Origin of the sequence: Motilibacter deserti (assembly GCF_011250635.1) — a bacterium.
Taxonomy (GTDB): Bacteria; Actinomycetota; Actinomycetes; order Motilibacterales; family Motilibacteraceae; genus Motilibacter_A; species Motilibacter_A deserti.
This window is the reverse complement of sequence record NZ_JAANNP010000269.1, coordinates 1-660: the sequence shown is the minus strand read 5'-3', so window position 1 is coordinate 660 and position 660 is coordinate 1. Positions and strand designations below refer to the sequence as shown.

Sequence of the window (660 nt, the reverse complement as noted above, 5' to 3'; positions counted from 1 at the left end):
GTAGTCGATGTCGGACGGCTTGACGCCGGCGTTCCGGTGCGCCCGCCGCATGCACTCGGCGATGGAGCCGGCGTCCGGCGAGACCATGTGGTTGGCGTCGCAGGACAGCCCGTAGCCGAGGACCTCGGCGTAGATGCGCGCACCGCGGGCGACCGCGAGGTCGAGGGGCTCGAGGAAGAGGGCGGCGGCCCCCTCGCCGATGAGGATGCCCGAGCGGTTCGCGTCGAACGGCGAGCACGCCTCCTTCGTCATCGCCCCGAGCCGGTAGAACCCTGCCACCGCGAACCGGCACATCGCGTCCGCGCCGCCGGCGATCATGTAGTCGGCGTCGCCGGAGCGGATCGCGTCGTAGGCGTAGCCGATCGCGTAGTTGCTGGCCGAGCAGGCGGTGCCGATGGTCATGGCCTCGCCGGTGAGCCCGATCTCCCGGTTCACGGCCATGGCGAGGCGGTACGACGGGCTCTTCGCCACCTTCGCGGGGTCCAGCGCGTGCGGCCCCTGGTCGACCCAGCGCAGCATCTGGCGCTCGATGACCTGTCCCTCGGCGCTCGTCGTGCCGATGACCGAGCCGCTCGAGGAGGCCCGCAGCCGGTCCTCGTCGACACCGGAGTCCTCCACGGCGAGCCGGGCCGCCGCTGCCGCGAACTGGCTCGCCGGGCC

Annotated in this window: 1 protein-coding gene; it reads right to left on the bottom strand. The window is 72.7% G+C overall.

Translation table 11 applies throughout. The annotated features are described in order from the left end of the window. A partial coding sequence (locus tag G9H71_RS22990; protein WP_269204812.1) for a beta-ketoacyl-[acyl-carrier-protein] synthase family protein occupies positions 1–660 on the bottom strand: 660 nt, incomplete at both ends.